A 15,168-nucleotide genomic window follows, 5' to 3' on the forward strand; every position below is an offset into this window, starting at 1 on the left:
GAACGGGGGCGTCGGGAGGGGGCTGGGCGCGGTCAGATGTAGTCGAGCGCGCCCAGCCCGCCGAGGCCGCCCAGGAACATGAAGACCGGCGTGAGGACCTTCAGCTCGACCCAGCTGCCGGCCCGGAAGCGCATGCCCTTCGGGGGACCTACGGGGTGCCAGCGCTTCCGGCCGATGGGGATGGGCCACAGGATCGGGCAGCCGGACACGGTCAGGGCGTCCCCGATGTCGTGGACCAGCGCCCCGAGGATGATCGGCAGGCCCAGCCACAGGTACTCCTGGCCGGGTCCGGTGAACAGCCAGTCCGAGCCGTTGCCCGGTTTGTTCAGGATGTCGGCGAGCATCCAGGCGCTGGTCGCGCCGAGCAGCCAGACCAGGACGTCGCTGGAGGTCCGGGCCATCCGCCACAGCAGGCCCTCGACGGCCAGCACCAGGTGGACGAAGAGGATGCCGAGCACCGCCCAGCGGCCCCCGGTCATCGCCAGCGCCGAGGCGCCCGCGCCGATGAGGACCGCCCACAGCCAGGTGTGGGTCAGCGTGCGGTGGCCGCCGGAGCGCCGGGCGTCGCCCCGCATCCGGGTGGCCTTGTAGACGGCGTGCGAGAGCTTGTCGACGACCTCGCACAGGGTGCGGGAGATCGGGCCGAAGGCCCGCGATATCGTCGCCGCCTTGTGGTCGAGGTCGGGTGCGAGCGCCGCCCCGGCGCAGATCAGCGCGCCGACGACGAGCACCGGCCAGGGCATCGGATGGCCCGCGCCCGCCGTGGCCGCGCCCACCCCCAGCCAGGCAGCCGCCCCGGACAGCGAGTGCGCCGGTCCCATCATGCTCGTTCCCACCCCTTGGTTCGCCGGCGCCTCGGATTGGTGACACCCGGTCGGCGACACAGCGTAGCGTCAGATGATCACCGCAGAACCCGCCGGTTCCCGCGCACGGCCCCAAGGCAGGCAGTATGGGGGCGTGACCCTTATCGATCAGATGCCGAGCACCGCCGACCCCGATGCCCTCTTCGAAGCCTTCTCCGGCTGGGCCGAGGAGCGGGGCATCATGCTCTACCCCGCTCAGGAGGAAGCGCTGATCGAAGTGGTCTCCGGAGCCAACGTCATCTTGTCGACGCCGACCGGCTCCGGTAAGAGCCTGGTCGCGGCCGGCGCGCACTTCGCCGCGCTCGCCAATGACCAGGTGACCTTCTACACCGCTCCGATCAAGGCGCTGGTCTCGGAGAAGTTCTTCGACCTGTGCAAGCTCTTCGGCACCGAGAACGTCGGCATGCTCACCGGCGACGCCTCCGTCAACGCCGACGCCCCGGTCATCTGCTGCACGGCCGAGGTGCTCGCCTCGATCGCGCTGCGGGACGGCAAGGACGCCGACATCGGCCAGGTCGTGATGGACGAGTTCCATTTCTACGCCGAGCCGGACCGGGGCTGGGCGTGGCAGATTCCGCTGCTGGAACTGCCGCAGGCGCAGTTCGTGCTGATGTCGGCGACGCTCGGTGACATGAAGCGGTTCGAGGAGGACCTGACCCGCCGCACCGGCCGGCCCACCGCGGTCGTGCGGTCGGCGACCCGGCCCGTACCGCTCAGCTACGAATACCGCACGACGCCGCTGACGGAGACGCTCACCGAGCTGCTGGAGACCCACCAGGCGCCCGTGTACATCGTGCACTTCACGCAGGCCGCGGCGGTGGAGCGGGCACAGGCGCTGATGAGCATCAATATGTGCACGCGCGCGGAGAAGGACGAGATCGCCAAGCTGATCGGCAATTTCCGGTTCACCACCAAGTTCGGCCGGAACCTCTCCCGCTACGTACGGCACGGCATCGGCGTGCACCACGCGGGGATGCTGCCGAAATACCGGCGGCTGGTGGAGCGGCTGGCGCAGGCCGGGCTGCTGAAGGTCATCTGCGGTACGGACACGCTGGGCGTGGGCGTCAACGTGCCGATCCGCACGGTGCTGTTCACGGCGCTGACCAAATACGACGGCCAGCGCGTACGGACGCTGCGGGCGCGGGAGTTCCACCAGATCGCCGGCCGGGCCGGCCGGGCGGGCTTCGACACGGCCGGGTTCGTCGTGGCGCAGGCGCCCGAGCATGTCGTCGAGAACGAGAAGGCGCTCGCCAAGGCGGGCGACGACCCGAAGAAGCGCCGCAAGGTGGTCCGCAAGAAAGCTCCCGAGGGCTTCGTCAACTGGGGCGAGAACACCTTCGAGAAGCTCATCGCCTCCGAGCCCGAGCCGCTGACCTCCCGCTTCCGCGTCACGCACGCCATGCTCCTGTCGGTCATCGCCCGGCCCGGCAACGCCTTCGAGGCGATGCGCCACCTGCTGGAGGACAACCACGAGCCGCGCAAGAACCAGCTGCGGGACATCCGGCGGGCCATCGCCATCTACCGCTCGCTGCTCGACGGCGGGGTCGTCGAACAGCTCGACGAGCCCGACGCTGAGGGCCGGATCGTCCGGCTGACGGTCGACCTCCAGCAGAACTTCGCGCTCAACCAGCCGCTGTCCACCTTCGCGCTCGCCGCCTTCGAGCTCCTGGACCCCGAGTCCCCCTCCTACGCCCTGGACATGGTCTCCGTGGTGGAGTCCACGCTCGACGACCCGCGGCAGATCCTGGCGGCGCAGCAGAACAAGGCGCGCGGCGAGGCGATCGCGCTGATGAAGGCGGACGGCGTCGAGTACGAGGACCGCATGGAGCGGCTCCAGGACGTGACGTACCCCAAGCCGCTGGAGGAACTGCTCTTCCACGCCTACGGGGTCTACCGCAAGAGCCACCCGTGGGTCGGCGATCACCCGCTGTCGCCGAAGTCCGTCATCCGCGACATGTACGAGCGGGCCATGACGTTCACGGAGTTCACGGCCCACTACGACCTCGCGCGCACCGAGGGCATCGTGCTGCGCTACCTCGCCAGTTCGTACAAGGCGCTGGACCACACCGTCCCGGACGACCTGAAGTCCGACGACTTCCAGGACCTCATCGCCTGGCTCGGCGAGATGGTGCGCCAGGTCGACTCCAGCCTCCTCGACGAGTGGGAGCAGCTCGCCAACCCGGAGGACGAGACGGCGGAGGAGGCCCAGGCCCGCGCCGACCAGGTCAAGCCGGTCACGGCGAACGGCCGGGCGTTCCGGGTGCTGGTGCGCAACGCCATGTTCCGCCGCGTCGAGCTCGCCGCGCTCGACAAGGTGGAGGAACTCGGCGAGATGGACGCCGACGCCGGATGGGACGCGGACCGGTGGGGCGAGGCGATGGACGCCTACTGGGACGAGTACGAGGAGCTGGGCACCGGCCCGGACGCGCGCGGCCCGAAGCTGCTGCAGATCGAGGAGCGGCCCGAGGACCGGCTGTGGCGGGTCCGGCAGACCTTCGCCGACCCGAACGGCGACCACGACTGGGGCATCTCCGCCGAGGTCGACCTCGCCGCCTCCGACGAGGAGGGGCGTGCGGTGGTGCGGGTCATGGACGTCGGCCAGCTGTAGTCTCCGAGTCGCCACCCGCCAGGCGCGCCCGACCAGCAAAGGAGCTCCACCGATGACCACGCCCGCCGACCGGCTCGTCGGCCTGCTCGACCTGGAGCGGATCGAGCAGGACATCTTCCGCGGCCGGAGCCCCGACGAGTCGCTGCAGCGGGTCTTCGGCGGGCAGGTGGCCGGGCAGGCGCTGGTCGCGGCGGGCCGCACCACCGACGGGCTGCGCCCCGTGCACTCGCTGCACGCGTACTTTCTGCGCCCCGGCCGGCCGGGGGTGCCGATCGTGTACCAGGTGGAGCGGGTACGGGACGGGCGGTCCTTCACCACCCGCCGGGTGGTGGCAGTGCAGCAGGGTCGGACGATCTTCAACTTGACTGCCTCCTTCCATCGTCCCGAACCGGGCTTCGAACATCAGGCGCCGATGCCGGAGGTGCCCGGCCCGGAGGACCTGCCGACGCTGACCGCGGAGATCCGCGCCCACCTCGGCGAACTGCCCAACGCATTGGAGCGCATGGAGCGCCGCCAGGCCTTCGACATCCGGTACGTGGACCGGCTGCGCTGGACGCCCCAGGACCTTCAGGGCGCCGAGCCGCGCAGCGCGGTGTGGATGCGCGCGGTGGGCCCGCTCGGCGACGACCCCCTCGTGCACACGTGTGCTCTGACCTATGCCAGCGATATGACGCTGCTCGACGCGGTGCGCATCCCGATCGAGCCGCTGTGGGGGCCGCGCGGTTTCGATATGGCGAGCCTCGATCACGCCATGTGGTTCCACCGCCCCTTTCGGGCCGACGAGTGGTTCCTCTACCAGCAGGAGTCGCCCATCGCGACGGGTGGCCGCGGGCTGGCCCGCGGCCAGATCTTCGACCGCGAGGGCAGGCTCCTCGTGTCGGTGATGCAGGAAGGGCTCTTCCGCGCGGTCGCACCGGCGTCGGACGCCGGTGCGGCGTCGGACAACGCGGCGTCCGACGGCGCGGAGGCCGATACCGCGGACCGCTCCTAAGCGCGGGCCGCCCGTTCGACCCCGCGACCGCGCCTAGGGGGTGCGTGTCGTGCGCGCCGTGCGGGTCGGCTTGTCCCGGCCCGCTCGCACGCCGTGTTCGCCGACCCGATCGGTCCGGCCGGGGCTACGGTGCGTACGGCCACGCAGACGCGCCCACAGTCCGCGCCGCGCCGTGGAAGCGGGCTCCCTCCGGGCCACGGTTTCGCGACGCTGAGCCCGGCACCGGGATTCGATCCGATGCGCCGGATCGGGCTGTTCTCCTCCCCCGGCGCCAGCCCCCGGCCGGGCCTGTAGCTCCAGCACCAAATCTGGCCGCGCCCCCGGCGCCTCCTCTGGTCGAGGCCACCGCCCCGGCTCCGGAACCGGCCCCCGCTCCCGCCCCAGCGGCAGACCCGACCCGCACCCCGGCCCCGGACTCAGCGCCCCGGCCGGCTCCAGCACCAGGCTCGAATCCCGGCCCGGCTGCGGATCCGGGCCCGTAGTCATCCCCATATCCGTCCCCGCCCCCGTCCCCGCCCCCAGCTCCTGCGCCAACCGCGCCCCGACCCCCAAGAACGGCTCCACCCTCGCCAGCCCCTCCGCACGCGGCGCAGGCCATGCGTCCCTCGCCTCCTCCAACTGGACGGTGAGACGGAAGCGGAGCCAGGCGATCTCGTCGGGGTCGTCGGCGACGATCAGCTTGTCGATCACGTCCTGCGCGGCCGCGGCGTCGGTACGTACCGGCGAGAGGGCTGGACGCAGCGTGCGCAGGTGCGTGTGTTCGTACGGGTCGGGGACGGCCTCGGCGAGTTGGCCGGGGTCGAGCAGCGCCGCTGTGGCCGCCGCGCGCTCCCAGGGATCCTCGGTCTGCTGGGTCAGCTCCTCGCGCCGTCGGTGGCGCCAGCGGCGCGCTCGCCGGTCCTCCCCTCCGTCGAGCGCCTCCCGCATGGCGAGCGGGACGCGGCCGGTCAGGAGGTCCGGCTCGCGGTCGGCGAACTCGGCGAGCTCTGCCGCGAGGTAGAGCCAGACGACGGCGCGGTAGCGGTTCACGTAGAAGGTCACCGGGTCGAAGCGGCCGGCGCGTGCGAGGCGGCCGAAGCGGGCGGCGCTGATGCCCATCAGCGCCGCCCCCTCCGTGGTGCCGAGCGTCCATACGCGGGCACTCAGCACTTCCGGGAATCCGGGCTCGGCCGTGTGCCGCTCGATCTCCTCGCGCGCGACCCGCCGCTTGCCCCGCGGTGTGGCCGCCGGGAGGGTCCGTACCACCCCCAGCCGCGCCGCAAGCTCGAACTCCCTTGGCTTGAGCCGCAGTTCCCTCGCCGCCGTGCCGAGCGGCACGCTCTGCCCCTCGCCCCGTACGGCCTCGCGTTCCCGTACTGCCATGACGCCCTCCCCCGCAGACCTCAATCACTGACAGTGACGACTGTAGTGCGGCCGGCGAGAGCGCGTCTCCCCCTGTGGATAACCTCTTGAATGCCTGGTCAGAGCCGCAAGCCTGACGGAAAAGGAGCGTCGGCGCGACGGACCCGGTTACGAACCCGCGGTCCCGTCCTGCTTGCGCGCCCCCACGCTCAGGTGCTCCCCCACCCGGTTCACGAGCAGCGTCATCTCGTAGGCGACCTGCCCGACGTCGGCCTCAGCCCCGCTGAACACGCACAGACAGCTCCCGTCCCCCGCCGCCGTGACGAACAGCATCCCGTCGTCGAATTCGACCATCGTCTGGCGCACCCGGCCAGCCTGGAAGTGGTTGCCGGAGCCCTTCGCGAGGCTGTGCAGCCCGGCGGAGACCGCTGCCAGGTGCTCGGCGTCCTCCCGCGCCAGGTCCGAACTCGCCCCCGTCACCAGCCCGTCGTTGGACAGGACCAACGCGTGCCGTATCTCCTGTATGCGACTGGTCAGGTCGTCCAGCAACCAGTCGAGTCCCTTGCGCAGTGCCATTCCCCGCCTCCCCGTGCGAGTGTTCCCCGTCAATCCCCGTTGTTCCCCCCGTAACTGCCGTGCCAGCCTTGCTCACCTACGCCGTCCGGGCAACCCGCCAGGCCCGCCTGCGCGCCTCTGTACAGGGGTTGGCACAGGATGGGTACATGGCAGCGAAAATGAGCAAGGATCAGTGGCAGGCGTTCCTCTCGGAATCGACCCGCACCGCGAAGGTGTCGACCGTACGGGCCGACGGCAGTCCGCACATCGCCCCGGTCTGGTTCCTGCTGGACGGTGACGATCTGGTCTTCAACACCGGCGCGGACACGGTCAAGGGCCGCAATCTGGCACGCGACAGCCGGATCTCGATCTGCGTGGACGACGACCGGCCGCCGTTCTCCTTCGTCACGCTCCAGGGCCGCGCCGAGCTGATCGACGACCTCGCGGAGGTGCGGGCCTGGGCGGCCCGCATCGGCGCCCGTTATATGGGCGAGGAGCGCGGGGAGGAGTTCGGCGAGCGCAACGGCGTCCCCGGCGAGCTGCTGGTCCGCGTCCGTATCGACAAGGTCGTGGCGCTGGCCGATCTCGCCGACTGAGGCGGCCGCGCCGGGCCCCGCGGCCGGTCGCCCCAGGGGGCCGCCGCCCGTCAGGGCTCCTCGAACCGCAGCCCGTGCGCCTCCTTCCGCAAGTGCTCCAGCAGCGCACGGGCCGCCGGTGAGCAGGGCCGGTCGGCCGGGCGCAGCACTCCCACGCTGCGGCGGATGGACTTCAGCGGCGTCTCGATGAAGGCGAGTTTGTCGTCGTCCTCGGCGATCAGCATGGGCAGCGCCGCGATGACGTCGGTCGACACGAGCAGTTGCCGCAGGGTGAGGATGGAGGTGCACTCGACGCGGTTGTCGGGGATCGGAATGCCCTGGTAGAGGAAGGATTCCTCCAGTTCCGCCCGTAGCGCGGTCTGCTCGACGGGGAAGACCCAGGGGTAGCCGAGGAGTTGTTCCAGGGACGTTTCGGCCCTCTCGTGCACCGGATGTCCGACGCGCGCGACGAGCTGGATCGGTTCGAGGTAGAGCTGTTCCTGCGTCAGCCGCGGCGGCGGGGTGGCGGAGGTCAGGCGGCCCACCGTCAGGTCGACCTCGCCCGCGAGGAGCGCGGTGTGCAGGACGTCGGGGGTCGCTTCTCGTACGACGACCGTCAGGCGCGGGTGTTCGGTCTTGAGGGCCGCGATGGCGCGGGGCAGCAGCAGGTTGGAGCCCGCCAGGTGGGTGCCCACGGTCACCGAGCCGATCTCGCCCTGGGCGAGCAGCTCGATCTGGCGGCCGGCCTGGCGCAGCTGGGCCAGCATCGCGTAGGCGTGCTCGATGAAGGACTCGCCGTAGATCGTCGGGGTCACGCCACGCGGGCCGCGGTCGAAGAGCGGTACTCCGAGGATCGCCTCCAGCTCGTGCAGTCCCCGGGTGACGACGGGCTGGGTGATGTGCAGCGTCTCGGCGGCCCGCATGATGCTGCCCTGGTCGGCGATGGCCGCCACCAGGGTCAGATGGCGCAGCTTGAGCCGCCCGTCCAGGAGTCGGTCGACCGTCATGACCTGATGGTATGCCCGTACGGGCATGGGCGGAGACTCAAAGAGCATTAGTGGAGCATGGGGCCCTGTTCCTAGGCTCGGGGCATGTCGAGCTCAGCAGCGAATGCCCCGGCGAGGACCCCCTCCGCCCCGTCCGTACACAACTTCATCAACGGCTCGTACGTGTCCGGCGTGCGCACCTTCGACAAGGTGAGCCCGGTCGACGGCTCCCTGGTCTCCCGGGTCCACGAGGCGGGCCGGGAGACCGTGGACGACGCCGTCAAGGCCGCCCGCCGCGCCCTTGACGGCGGCTGGGGCCGGATGTCCGTGGCGGACCGGGCCCGGTTGCTGCGCCGGGTGGCGGACCGGATCGAGGCCCGGTTCGACGACTTCGTCGCGGCCGAGGTCGCCGACACGGGCAAGCCGGAGGCGATGGCCCGCACGCTCGACGTGGCCCGCGCGCACGCCAATTTCCGGTCCTTCGCGGACACCGTCTCCGCGACCGGGCTCGACTCGTTCCTCACCGAGACGGCCGACGGCGGGCGGGCCCTGAACTACGCCGTGCGCGGGCCGCTCGGCGTGGTCGCCGTCATCGTCCCCTGGAACCTGCCGCTGCTGCTGCTCACCTGGAAGGTGGCCCCGGCGCTGGCCTGCGGCAACGCCGTGGTCGTCAAGCCGTCGGAGGAGACCCCGGCGACGGCGACGCTGCTCGGCGAGGTGATGGCCGAGGCGGGCGTGCCCGACGGGGTCTACAACGTGGTGCACGGCTTCGGCCCGGACTCGGCGGGCGAGTTCCTCACCACCCACCCGGGCATCGACGGGGTCACCTTCACCGGTGAGTCCAAGACGGGTTCGGCGATCATGCGCGCGGTCGCGCCGCTGGTGCGGCCGGTCTCCTTCGAGCTGGGCGGCAAGAACGCCGCGGTGGTCTTCTCCGACGCCGACCTGGAGCGCACGGTGGACGGGCTGGCCCGTTCGGTGTTCACCAACACCGGCCAGGTCTGCCTGTGCACGGAGCGCGTGTACATCCAGCGGGACGTCTTCGACGACGTGGCCGCGGGGCTTACGGAGCGCGCCAAGGCGCTCAAGCTCGGCCGCCCCGGGGACCCCGCGACGACCACCGGCCCGCTGATCTCCCAGGCGCACCGCGAGAAGGTCCTGTCCTACGCCGCGCTCGCGCGGGAGGAGGGCGCGACCGAGCTGACCGGCGGCGGCATCCCGGCGATGGGCGGTGAGCTGGACGGCGGCGCCTGGATCGAGCCGACGCTGTGGACCGGGCTCGACAACTCCGCGCGGACCCTGCGCGAGGAGGTCTTCGGCCCCGTCGCCGCCCTCGTCCCCTTCGACACCGAGGAGGAGGCCGTGGCGCTCGCCAACGACACGGACTACGGCCTCGCCTCCTGCGTATGGACCTCGAACCTGGAGCGCGGCCACCGCGTCGCCCAGCGGATGCGGGTCGGCATGTCGTGGGTGAACACGTGGTATCTGCGCGATCTGCGGTCCCCGTTCGGCGGCTCGGGCCTGTCCGGGATCGGCCGCGAGGGCGGCGCGCACTCGCTGCACTTCTACACCCAGCCCACCAACGTCTGCGTGCAGCTGTGAGCGCCCCCGACACCGCCCGCGCCGCCGTGGAGCGGCTGCGCGCCGCCGAGGTCTCCGGTCGGCCGTGCGCGCCCGTGCGGGATCTGCTCGGGGATACGGACCAGGACGCCGCGTACGCCGTGCAGGCCGCCGGCATCGAGGCGCGGGTCGCCGCCGGGGCCCGCCGGATCGGCCGCAAGATCGGGCTGACCTCGAAGGCCGTGCAGGCCCAGTTCGGGGTCTTCTCCCCCGACTTCGGGGTGCTGCTCGACGACATGGTCTACGCGGACCGCGAGCCGGTCCCGCTGGACCGCTTCCTGCAGCCGCGCGTCGAGGCCGAGGTGGCGTTCGTACTCGGCGCCGATCTCGACTCGCCGACGGCGAACGTGGCCGATGTGCTGCGCGCGACCGAGTTCGTGCTCCCCGCCCTGGAGATCGTCGACTCGCGGGTCGCGGACTGGGACATCAAGATCACCGACACCATCGCGGACAACGCCTCCAGCGGGGCCCTCGTGCTGGGCTCGACGCCGCGCCGGGTGGACGCGGTCGATCTGCCGGGCATCGGCATGGTGCTCGAACACCGCGGCGACGTCGTCTCGGTCGGCTCCGGGGCGGCCTGCCTCGGCACGCCCGCCGCGGCCGTCGCCTGGCTCGCCCGCGCCGTCGCCCGGCACGGCCATCCGCTGCTCGCCGGCGAGGTGATCCTCTCCGGCGCGCTCGGCCCGATGGTCCCCGTACGCGGCCCCGGCAGCTACCGGGCCCGGCTGGACGGCCTGGGCGCGGTGCACGCCGTCTTCTCCGTACCCGCCGGATCCGCGGCCGGTACGGGCTCCCCCGAGGAAGGAACACGCCCATGACGGTCCCCGTCGCGATCATCGGTTCGGGCAATATCGGCACCGACCTGATGTTCAAGATCAAGCGGCTGTCGTCACAGCTGCACCTCGCTGTCATGGTCGGCATCGACCCGGACTCCGACGGCCTGGCGCGCGCCCGGCGGATGGGCGTCGCGACCACGCATGAGGGCGTGGACGGGCTGCTGGAGATGGCCGAGTTCAAGGACGTCGAGGTGGTCTTCGACGCGACCTCGGCCGGCGCCCACGCCCGTAACGACGCCCTGGTGCGCGAGCACGGCAAGCTGATGGTCGACATGACGCCCGCGGCCATCGGCCCGTACGTCGTGCCGCCCGTCAATCTCGACGCCAACCCGGACGCGACCAACGTCAACATGGTCACCTGCGGCGGCCAGGCCACCGTGCCGATCGTCGCGGCGGTCTCGCGGATCGCGCCGGTGGCGTACGCGGAGATCGTGGCGTCCATCGCCTCGAAGTCCGCGGGGCCCGGCACCCGCGCCAACATCGACGAGTTCACCGAGACCACCTCGGCCGCGATCGAGCGGGTCGGCGGGGCCGGGCGGGGCAAGGCGATCATCGTGATGAACCCGGCCGAGCCGCCGCGGGTCATGCGGGACACCGTCTTCTGCCTGATCGAGGACGCCGACCCCGACGAGGCGGCGATCAGCGAGTCCGTGGCCGCGATGGCGGCCCAGGTGAACGAGTACGTACCGGGCTACCGGCTCAAGCAGGCCGTCCAGTTCGACCCGGTCGACGAGACCCACCTCCCGGTGCTGGGGCGCGCGTTCCGCGGTACCAAGGTGTCGGTCTTCCTGGAGGTGACCGGCGCCGGGCACTATCTGCCCGACTACGCCGGAAACCTCGACATCATGACGTCGGCCGCACTGCGCACCGCGGAACGACTGGTCGAGCTGCGCCGAGGAGCGATCACCGTATGACTGCCACCGCCCCCCACGAGGTGTACGTGCAGGACGTCACCCTGCGCGACGGCATGCACGCCGTGGGCCACCGCTACACCACCGAGCAGGTCGCGGCCATCGCCGGGGCGCTCGACGCCGCGGGCGTCGACGCGATCGAGGTCTCGCACGGCGACGGGCTCTCCGGCCACAGCGTCACCTACGGGCACGGCTCCCACACCGACGACGAGTGGATCTCCGCGGCCGCCTCGGTCGTCAAGAACGCCAAGCTCACCACGCTCCTGATCCCCGGCATCGGGACCGTGGACGACCTCAAGCGCGCCCACTCCCTCGGCGTCACCAGCGTCCGGGTGGCCACCCACTGCACCGAGGCCGACGTCGCCGCGCAGCACATCGGCTGGGCGCGCGAGAACGGCATGGACGTCGCGGGCTTCCTGATGATGAGCCACCTCAGCCCGCCGTCCGCCCTCGCCGCCCAGGCGAAGCTGATGGAGTCCTACGGCGCGCACTGCGTCTACGTCACCGACTCCGGCGGCCGGCTGACGATGACGGACACGGCCGAACGGGTACGGGCGTACCGCGAGGTGCTCGACGACGCCACGCAGATCGGCGTCCACGCGCACGAGAACCTCTCGCTCAGCGTCGCCAACAGCGTCGTGGCCGTCGAGAACGGCGTGCGCCGGGTGGACGCCTCGCTCGCCGGGCAGGGCGCGGGAGCGGGCAACTGCCCCATAGAGGCGTTCGTCGCCGTCGCCAACCTCATGGGCTGGAAGCACGGCTGCGATGTGTTCGCCCTCCAGGACGCGGCCGACGACCTCATCCGTCCGCTCCAGAAGCGGCCGGTGCGCGTGGACCGGGAGACCCTGACGCTCGGTTACGCGGGGGTCTACTCCAGCTTCCTGCTGCACGCCGAGCGCGCCGCCGGGCGGTACGGGCTCGACACGCGGGAGATCCTGCTCGAACTCGGCCGGCGCCACATGGTCGGCGGGCAGGAAGACATGATCATCGACGTCGCGCTCGACCTGGCCCGCGCCAAGTCCGCGACCGTCCCGGCGGGAGAGACCTCATGACCAGCGCCACCGACATCGCCGAGCTCGCCAGGCTCCTGGACGCCGCCGCCGAGGCCGCGGTCCCCATCGCGCAGCTCACCTCCGAGCACAAGTTCTCCCTGGAGGACGCGTACGAGATCCAGCGCGAGCTGGTCGCCCGACGGTGCGCGCGGGGCGACTCCCTCTCCGGCGTCAAGCTGGGGTTCACCAGCCGCGCCAAGGCGCAGCAGATGGGCGTGGACGACGTCATCGTCGGCCGGATCACGCACGGGATGCGGATCACGGACGGCGGCGAGCTGGACTTCTCCCGCTACTGCCACCCCCGTATCGAGCCGGAGGTCGCCTTCCGGCTCGGCGTCGAGGTGGATCCCCGGGACGAGACGCTGGACGCGGAGACCGTCGTCGAGGCGGTCGCGCCCGCGCTGGAGGTCATCGACTCCCGGTACCGCGACTTCCGCTTCACCCTGGAGGACGTGGTGGCGGACAACACCTCCGCCGCCGCGTACGTCATCGGCCCCTGGACCGCGTACGGGCAGGCGGGCGACCTCGCCAACCGGGGCGTGACGCTCGACGTGGACGGCGAGGTCGCCGAGACCGGCTCCACGGCGGCGATCCTGGGGCACCCGCTGCGCGCCGTGCACGCCGCGCAGCGCATGGCGCGTACGTACGGGCTGACCATGCCCGCGGGCACGGTGATCCTGGCCGGGGCGGCGACGGCGGCCGTGCCGCTGAAGCCGGGGCGGTTCGTGGAGACCACGGTGACCGGGCTGGGCAGCGTCGGCCTCCGGGTGAGCGGTGACGCGGATGTCTGAGTCGCTGGTGGTGGCGGGCAAGGCCACGCCGCGGGGGAAGTTCCCGCACGTCAAGGTCGTCGGCGACCTGGTCTTCGTGTCCGGTACGAGCAGCCGGCTGCCCGACAACTCGATCGTGGGCGCCGAGGCCGACGAGATGGGCGCGACCCGGCTCGACATCCGGCAGCAGACCCGCGCGGTGATCGAGAACATCCGCGATGTGCTGGCCGCGGTCGGCGCGGACCTCTCCGACCTCGCCCAGGTGACCTGCTACCTGGTCAACATGAACGACTTCGTGGGCTACAACGAGGTCTACGCGGAGTACTTCGACGAGCACGGCCCCACCCGGACGACCGTCGCCGTGCACCAACTCCCCCACCCGCACCTGCTGATCGAGATCCAGGCGATCGCGCACCTGAGCCGCGACCGCCGCCCCGAGGAGGGACGATGAGCTCCATTCCGCCCGTCATCAATTTCCCGCGCTGGATCGAGGAGCACGAGCACCTGCTCAAGCCGCCGGTCAACAACCGGCAGGTGTGGGAGCCCATGGGCGACTTCATCGTGCAGGTCGTCGGCGGGCCGAACGAGCGTACCGACTTCCATGTAGACCCCTATGAAGAGTGGTTCTACCAGGTCAAGGGCGATATCCACGTCAACCTGCGTACCGACGCGGGGATCGAGCGCGTCGACATCCGCGAGGGCGAGATGTGGATGCTGCCGCGCGAGATCCCGCACTCGCCGCAGCGCCCCGAGCCGGGCTCGATCGGCATCGTCATGGAGCGCATCCGCGAGGAGGGCGTGCTGGAGAAGTTCCAGTGGTACTGCCCGAACTGCCTGGAGCTGGTGCACGAGGTGGAGTTGCAGGTCCGGGACATCGTCAAGGACCTGCCGCCGGTCTTCACCCGGTTCTACGAGAGCCAGGACCAGCGGACCTGCCGCGCGTGCGGCACGTACCACCCGGGCAGGGGCTGACCCGATGAGCGTCATCGACATCCACACCCACTACGTGCCGCGCGGCTGGCCCGATCTCGGGGCCGAGGCGGGCGGCACGGACTGGCCCTCGCTGCGGATCGAGAGCGAGCGGGACGCCATGATCATGGTGGGCTCGAAGGAGTTCCGCCGGATCGGCGCCGACTGCTGGGACGCCGAGGTGCGGCTCGCGGACATGGCCGCCGACGGGATCGACCTCCAAGTGGTCTCCCCCACCCCGGTCTTCTTCTCCTACGGACGCCCCGGCCCCGAGGCGCTGAAGGTCTCCCGCATCTTCAACGACCTGGCCCTGGACATCTGCTCCCCGGCGCCCGACCGGCTGCTGCCGTTCGCCCAGGTGCCGCTCCAGGACCCGGAGGCGGCCTGCCGCGAACTCGACCGGTGCCTGGCGGCCGGCCATGTGGGCGTCGAGATCGGCAACCACGTCGGCGACCAGGACCTGGACTCCGCGGGCGTGGTGATGTTCCTCCAGCACTGCGCGGACGTCGGCGCCCCGGTCTTCATCCACCCCTGGGACATGGCCAACTCGCCGCGCCTGGACCGCTGGATGGCCCAGTGGCTGACCGGCATGCCCGCCGAGACCCATCTGTCGATCCTCGCGATGATCCTCGGCGGCGTCTTCGACAAGGTGCCGGACACGCTCCGGGTGTGCTTCGCGCACGGCGGCGGGTCGTTCGCGTTCTGGCTGGGCCGGATGGAGAACGCCTGGCACGGGCGGAGCGACGTCATCGCCACCTCGCAGTTCCCGCCGTCGCACTACCTCGACCGGTTCAGCGTGGACTCGGTGGTGTTCGCGCCGGAGCCGCTGCGGCTGCTGGTGGACACGCTGGGCAGCGACCGGGTGATGGTCGGCAGCGACTACCCGTATCCCCTGGGCGAGCGCCCGGCGGGGGCGGTGGTCCAGCGCGCCGAGTTCCTCGACGCCGACGCGAAGGCCGCCATCCTCGGCGGCAACGCGCGCCGGTTCCTGAACCTGGAGGCGGCTCGGCCGCCGCCCTGGAGGCCGCGGCCGACGGGGACGTGCTCTCCATCTCCCCCGGCACGTACCGGGAGAACCTCGTCGTGGTCCG

Annotated in this window: 15 protein-coding genes; 11 read left to right on the top strand and 4 right to left on the bottom strand. The window is 71.4% G+C overall.

The genetic code is table 11. From position 1 onward, the window contains the following. Positions 1-32: 32 nt before the first annotated feature. Positions 33-824: a metal-dependent hydrolase gene (locus AB0I49_RS11620; protein ID WP_363226690.1), complete on the bottom strand. Its 792-nt coding sequence runs from the start codon at positions 822-824 to the stop codon at positions 33-35. 133 nt (positions 825-957) lie between these two features. Here AB0I49_RS11620 and AB0I49_RS11625 point away from each other — a divergent pair, with 133 nt between their 5' ends. After that, positions 958-3,471 (top strand): DUF3516 domain-containing protein, encoded by a 2,514-nt coding sequence (locus tag AB0I49_RS11625; protein ID WP_363226691.1) that lies wholly within the window; start codon positions 958-960, stop codon positions 3,469-3,471. Between the two features lie 52 nt (positions 3,472-3,523). Further along, positions 3,524-4,462 carry an acyl-CoA thioesterase II gene (locus AB0I49_RS11630; RefSeq protein ID WP_363226692.1) on the top strand — a complete coding sequence of 313 codons (939 nt, stop codon included), beginning with the start codon at positions 3,524-3,526 and terminating at the stop codon, positions 4,460-4,462. Positions 4,463-4,495: 33 nt separating this feature from the next. On the opposite strand, the gene AB0I49_RS11635 is transcribed toward AB0I49_RS11630, so the two are convergent. Further along, positions 4,496-5,824 (bottom strand): DUF6397 family protein, encoded by a 1,329-nt coding sequence (locus AB0I49_RS11635; RefSeq protein ID WP_363226693.1) that lies wholly within the window; start codon positions 5,822-5,824, stop codon positions 4,496-4,498. 147 nt (positions 5,825-5,971) lie between these two features. Further along, a complete protein-coding gene (locus AB0I49_RS11640) occupies positions 5,972-6,379 on the bottom strand; it encodes a roadblock/LC7 domain-containing protein (RefSeq protein WP_363226694.1) in 408 nt (135 codons plus the stop codon). 146 nt (positions 6,380-6,525) lie between these two features. On the opposite strand from AB0I49_RS11640, the gene AB0I49_RS11645 reads away from it, so the two are divergent. Next, on the top strand, positions 6,526-6,954 hold the full coding sequence (locus tag AB0I49_RS11645) for a PPOX class F420-dependent oxidoreductase (RefSeq protein WP_363226695.1): 429 nt from the start codon (positions 6,526-6,528) through the stop codon (positions 6,952-6,954). Between the two features lie 50 nt (positions 6,955-7,004). Here the strand turns inward: AB0I49_RS11645 and AB0I49_RS11650 are convergent, their stop codons facing one another. Beyond that, positions 7,005-7,940: a LysR substrate-binding domain-containing protein gene (locus AB0I49_RS11650; protein ID WP_363226696.1), complete on the bottom strand. Its 936-nt coding sequence runs from the start codon at positions 7,938-7,940 to the stop codon at positions 7,005-7,007. A gap of 84 nt (positions 7,941-8,024) precedes the next feature. Between AB0I49_RS11650 and AB0I49_RS11655 the strand changes: the two genes are divergently transcribed. From AB0I49_RS11655 to AB0I49_RS11690, 8 genes are all read left to right on the top strand, one after another. Continuing rightward, a complete protein-coding gene (locus AB0I49_RS11655; protein WP_363226697.1) occupies positions 8,025-9,521 on the top strand; it encodes a 2-hydroxymuconic semialdehyde dehydrogenase in 1,497 nt (498 codons plus the stop codon). Continuing rightward, positions 9,518-10,357 (top strand): fumarylacetoacetate hydrolase family protein, encoded by an 840-nt coding sequence (locus tag AB0I49_RS11660; RefSeq protein WP_363226698.1) that lies wholly within the window; start codon positions 9,518-9,520, stop codon positions 10,355-10,357. Before AB0I49_RS11655 ends, AB0I49_RS11660 begins: the two co-directional genes overlap by 4 nt. Next, entirely contained in the window at positions 10,354-11,289 is a 936-nt protein-coding gene (locus AB0I49_RS11665) for an acetaldehyde dehydrogenase (acetylating) (protein ID WP_363226699.1), read from the top strand. Before AB0I49_RS11660 ends, AB0I49_RS11665 begins: the two co-directional genes overlap by 4 nt. Then, a complete protein-coding gene (gene dmpG, locus AB0I49_RS11670; RefSeq protein WP_363226700.1) occupies positions 11,286-12,338 on the top strand; it encodes a 4-hydroxy-2-oxovalerate aldolase in 1,053 nt (350 codons plus the stop codon). The genes AB0I49_RS11665 and dmpG overlap by 4 nt, the downstream gene beginning before the upstream one ends. Next, positions 12,335-13,129 carry a fumarylacetoacetate hydrolase family protein gene (locus AB0I49_RS11675; RefSeq protein ID WP_363226701.1) on the top strand — a complete coding sequence of 265 codons (795 nt, stop codon included), beginning with the start codon at positions 12,335-12,337 and terminating at the stop codon, positions 13,127-13,129. Before dmpG ends, AB0I49_RS11675 begins: the two co-directional genes overlap by 4 nt. Next, positions 13,122-13,559, top strand: coding sequence for a RidA family protein (locus AB0I49_RS11680; protein WP_363226702.1), 438 nt, complete (start codon positions 13,122-13,124; stop codon positions 13,557-13,559). Before AB0I49_RS11675 ends, AB0I49_RS11680 begins: the two co-directional genes overlap by 8 nt. After that, the gene (locus tag AB0I49_RS11685; protein ID WP_363226703.1) at positions 13,556-14,080 is read left to right on the top strand and encodes a 3-hydroxyanthranilate 3,4-dioxygenase; all 525 of its coding nucleotides are present in this window, start codon (positions 13,556-13,558) and stop codon (positions 14,078-14,080) included. The genes AB0I49_RS11680 and AB0I49_RS11685 overlap by 4 nt, the downstream gene beginning before the upstream one ends. 4 nt (positions 14,081-14,084) lie before the next feature. After that, positions 14,085-15,168, top strand: a 1,084-nt coding sequence (locus AB0I49_RS11690; RefSeq protein ID WP_363226704.1) for an amidohydrolase family protein, incomplete at its 3' end; no start/stop codon positions are given.

This window comes from Streptomyces sp. NPDC050617 (assembly GCF_040654795.1).
Taxonomy (GTDB): Bacteria; Actinomycetota; Actinomycetes; order Streptomycetales; family Streptomycetaceae; genus Streptomyces.

Bases quoted from the DNA above. Each gene is read 5' to 3' on its own strand.
- AB0I49_RS11645 (WP_363226695.1), top strand. From the start codon at position 6,526: ATGGCAGCGAAAATGAGCAAGGATCAGTGGCAGGCGTTCCTCTCGGAA.
- dmpG (WP_363226700.1), top strand. From the start codon at position 11,286: ATGACTGCCACCGCCCCCCACGAGGTGTACGTGCAGGACGTCACCCTG.
- AB0I49_RS11630 (WP_363226692.1), top strand. From the start codon at position 3,524: ATGACCACGCCCGCCGACCGGCTCGTCGGCCTGCTCGACCTGGAGCGG.
- AB0I49_RS11665 (WP_363226699.1), top strand. From the start codon at position 10,354: ATGACGGTCCCCGTCGCGATCATCGGTTCGGGCAATATCGGCACCGAC.
- AB0I49_RS11650 (WP_363226696.1), bottom strand. From the start codon at position 7,940: ATGACGGTCGACCGACTCCTGGACGGGCGGCTCAAGCTGCGCCATCTG.
- AB0I49_RS11640 (WP_363226694.1), bottom strand. From the start codon at position 6,379: ATGGCACTGCGCAAGGGACTCGACTGGTTGCTGGACGACCTGACCAGT.
- AB0I49_RS11685 (WP_363226703.1), top strand. From the start codon at position 13,556: ATGAGCTCCATTCCGCCCGTCATCAATTTCCCGCGCTGGATCGAGGAG.
- AB0I49_RS11675 (WP_363226701.1), top strand. From the start codon at position 12,335: ATGACCAGCGCCACCGACATCGCCGAGCTCGCCAGGCTCCTGGACGCC.
- AB0I49_RS11655 (WP_363226697.1), top strand. From the start codon at position 8,025: ATGTCGAGCTCAGCAGCGAATGCCCCGGCGAGGACCCCCTCCGCCCCG.
- AB0I49_RS11680 (WP_363226702.1), top strand. From the start codon at position 13,122: ATGTCTGAGTCGCTGGTGGTGGCGGGCAAGGCCACGCCGCGGGGGAAG.
- AB0I49_RS11620 (WP_363226690.1), bottom strand. From the start codon at position 824: ATGATGGGACCGGCGCACTCGCTGTCCGGGGCGGCTGCCTGGCTGGGG.
- AB0I49_RS11635 (WP_363226693.1), bottom strand. From the start codon at position 5,824: ATGGCAGTACGGGAACGCGAGGCCGTACGGGGCGAGGGGCAGAGCGTG.